Consider the following 3,090-nt stretch of genomic DNA (forward strand, 5'->3'; position numbering starts at 1 on the left):
CCCCCTCTCCCCTTGTGGGAGAGGGGGCCGGGGGGTGAGGGGTCTTACCCGCACCACGAAAGGACACCGCATGGCTACCAAGCTCTGGGATAAGGGGTACGGCCTCAACCCCGAGATCGAGGCGTTCGAGGTCGGGGACGATGTCGTCTACGACAACCGGCTGATCCTGGCCGACGTCCTCGGGTCGATCGCCCACGCGGCGGGGCTGACGAAGGTCGGCCTGCTGGCCCGCGACGAGTTTGCCGCGCTTCGTGCCGCGCTGGCCGCCATCGCTGAGGAAGCCGCGGCGGGGACGTTCCGGGTCGAGCCGGGTGACGAGGATGTCCATACCAAGATCGAGCACGCGCTGACTGCCCGCACCGGTGAGCCGGGCAAGAAGATCCACACCGCCCGCTCCCGCAACGATCAGGTGATCGTGGACCTCCGGCTCTTCCTGAAGCAGGAGGCCCCGCGCGTCGAGCGGGCGATCCTCGACTGCGCCGAGGCGCTCCTCTCTCTGGCCGAGCGCCACCGGCTCACGCCCATGCCCGGGTACACCCACATGCAGCGCGCGATGCTCTCATCGGTCGGTGTCTGGGCCGGGGCCTACCTGGAAGCGCTGCTCGACGACCTGACGCTCCTCGACGCGGCGCTTGACCTGAACGATCAGTGCCCCCTCGGCTCGGCCGCCAGCTACGGCGTGCCGCTCCCGATCGACCGGCGCTACGTGTCGGACCTCCTCGGCTTCCGCGCCCCGCAGCGCAACGTGCTCTACGCACAAAACGCGCGCGGCAAGTTCGAAGCGGCGGTCGTGCAGGCGCTCAGCCAGGTCATGCTCGACCTCTCCAAACTGGCGCAGGACATCCTGCTCTTCACCACCGCCGAGTTCGGCTTCTTCACCATCGGCGCGGAGTTCACCACCGGCAGCAGCATCATGCCGCAGAAGAAGAACCTGGGCGCGATGGAGATGCTGCGCGCCAAAGGGAGCGTCATGCTCGCCTACCAGCAGCAAATCATGACCGTGCTCGCCGGGCTCCCCTCCGGTTACAACATGGACTACCAGGAGACGAAGCGCCCCTTCATCGACGCGCTCGACCTCACGGCTCGCGCCGCCGGCGTCGCCGCGCTCACCGTGCGCAACCTGGAGCCGAACGAGGAGGCCCTGCTGGCTGCCTGCACCCCGGAACTGTTCGCCACCGACGCCGCCTATGAGCTCGTCGCTCAGGGCATCCCCTTCCGCGACGCCTATCGCCGGGTCGGTACCGCGCTCGAGACCGTCCCGCCGATGGACCCTCACCAGCAGCTCGCCAAGCGCACCCATCTGGGCACGGCCGGCGACCTGGGACTCGAGGAGAGCGCCAGCCGGATCGCCGCCCGGCGGGAGCGCGCGGCAGCCCGTGCCGCGGCGTTCGAAGCGATGGCCGAGCGACTCCTGACCGGTCCCATCCCCGGTCTTGACTGATCGTTGCCTCTCAGTCCATGCCCCGGCGGGAGAGCGGCGCGACCGGCACAGCCGCTCTCCGCCAATCCACCTCTTCGGCACATTCGTGTACGTTCAGTAGCCGTTCGCGTGAGGAGGTTGACTCGGAGGCGACGCATTGTTATCCTCTGGCCACGGATTACACTCGTCGCCACTGGTCGGACCACGCGTGGGGACAGCGCCCGGCCAACAACGTGGCGACGGGGAAACCGGGGAAAGGGAAGGGATTGATCATGCCTCGCCGCCTCGATGAGAGGCCGGGCGCTCATGCGTCCGAGTCCGTCCAAACCAGACCCGTTGCTCAGCAACCGCGCTTCGGCTGGCGTCCCGATTGGGAAACGCCCCAGACCCACACGACCACGACACCACGCACGACGCACATGCACCCGGCGCCGCGCACGCACGCCGCGGTAGCGCCGCGTGACGATGACCCGATTGAGCGCTGGCTGCGGGAGCCCGAGTACTGGGTGCCGCCGGCGCCGAGCATGGCTGATCTGGCAGCCTACCGTCGCGGGCGCCGCGCGCAGTCGGCACTGGTCGCCGCGGCGGTCGCCGCAGTGGCGACTGCGGGTGTCGTCGGTGCGGCGCCAGCAGCCGCCACCGCTCGGACGACTTCCGAGAACACCGACCAGTTCCCGGTCATCAGCGCGGCGACGGTCAGCCAAGCCACGACCAGCGAGCACACCGGCGAGTTCACCGGCGTGGGTGGCCCGGGTGCCGGGGTCACCCATATCGTGGAGCCGGGAGATACGCTGTACAAGATCGCCCAGCTCTACGGCGTGCCGCTCTCGGCCGTCATCGCGGCCAACGACTTCCCCGACCCCAACCTCATCTACCCGGGGCAACACGTCAACATCCCTGGTGAGGAGGCTGAGGGCGGGGTCGGTGGCGGCCTGACCGTCGAGGTGCAACCCGGCGATACGGTGTTCCTCCTCGCCAAACGCTACGGCGTGTCGATGGAGAGCATCATCGCCGCGAACCAGCTCGCCAATCCGCACCTGATCTACCCGGGCGACGTGCTGACCATCCCCGGCGCGAGCGCGCCGGTCGAGGAGCCCGCACAAGAGGCCGCGCCGGCCCAGGAGGTCCAGGAGGCCCCCGCGGCGGAACCGGCCCAGGCAGAGCCGGAGCCGGCGCCCGCGGTGGCCCAGTCGAGCAGCGGGTTCGTCTGGCCGGTGCAGGGCATCATCACCCAGCGGTTCGGCCCGAGCGGCCTCTGGATGGAGCCCGCGTACCAGGGCTATGCCCACTTCCACCAGGGGCTCGACATCGCCACCGCCGCGGGCACCCCGATCGCTGCCGCCGCCAGCGGCACCGTGACCTTCGCCGGCTGGAACGGCTCGGGCTACGGTTACATGGTGAAGATCGACCACGGCAACGGGGTGTCGACCCTCTACGCCCACATGGCGTCGCAGCCGTGGGTCAGCGTCGGGCAGTGGGTCGAGCAAGGCCAGCACATCGGCCCGATCGGCACCACCGGCGCCTCAACCGGCCCGCACCTCCACTTCGCCGTCCAGGTCAACGGCGTCTGGGAGAACCCGGAAAATTACCTCCCCTAGCGATGCCAGCAGAGCGCCGGCCCAAGGCCGGCGCGCGTACAAAATGTGGCGCGTGGCCGGGGCGAAAGGAGT

At 69.4% G+C, this 3,090-nt stretch carries 2 protein-coding genes; both read left to right on the plus strand.

Translation table 11 applies throughout. The features are described from left to right. The first annotated feature begins 70 nt into the window (after positions 1-70). Entirely contained in the window at positions 71-1,441 is a 1,371-nt protein-coding gene (gene argH, locus IRZ30_RS16735; protein ID WP_294086820.1) for an argininosuccinate lyase, read from the plus strand. Positions 1,442-1,839: 398 nt separating this feature from the next. Next, complete coding sequence (locus IRZ30_RS16740; RefSeq protein ID WP_294086823.1) at positions 1,840-3,018, plus strand: M23 family metallopeptidase; 1,179 nt, start codon at positions 1,840-1,842, stop codon at positions 3,016-3,018. Positions 3,019-3,090 lie beyond the last annotated feature (72 nt).

It is taken from the genome of Sphaerobacter sp. (genome assembly GCF_019683595.1).
Lineage (GTDB): Bacteria > Chloroflexota > Chloroflexia > Thermomicrobiales > Thermomicrobiaceae > Sphaerobacter.

What these genes read in the sequence shown, in the direction of transcription:
- argH (WP_294086820.1), top strand. Translation starts at nt 71, where the DNA reads ATGGCTACCAAGCTCTGGGATAAGGGGTACGGCCTCAACCCCGAGATC.
- IRZ30_RS16740 (WP_294086823.1), top strand. Translation starts at nt 1,840, where the DNA reads ATGCACCCGGCGCCGCGCACGCACGCCGCGGTAGCGCCGCGTGACGAT.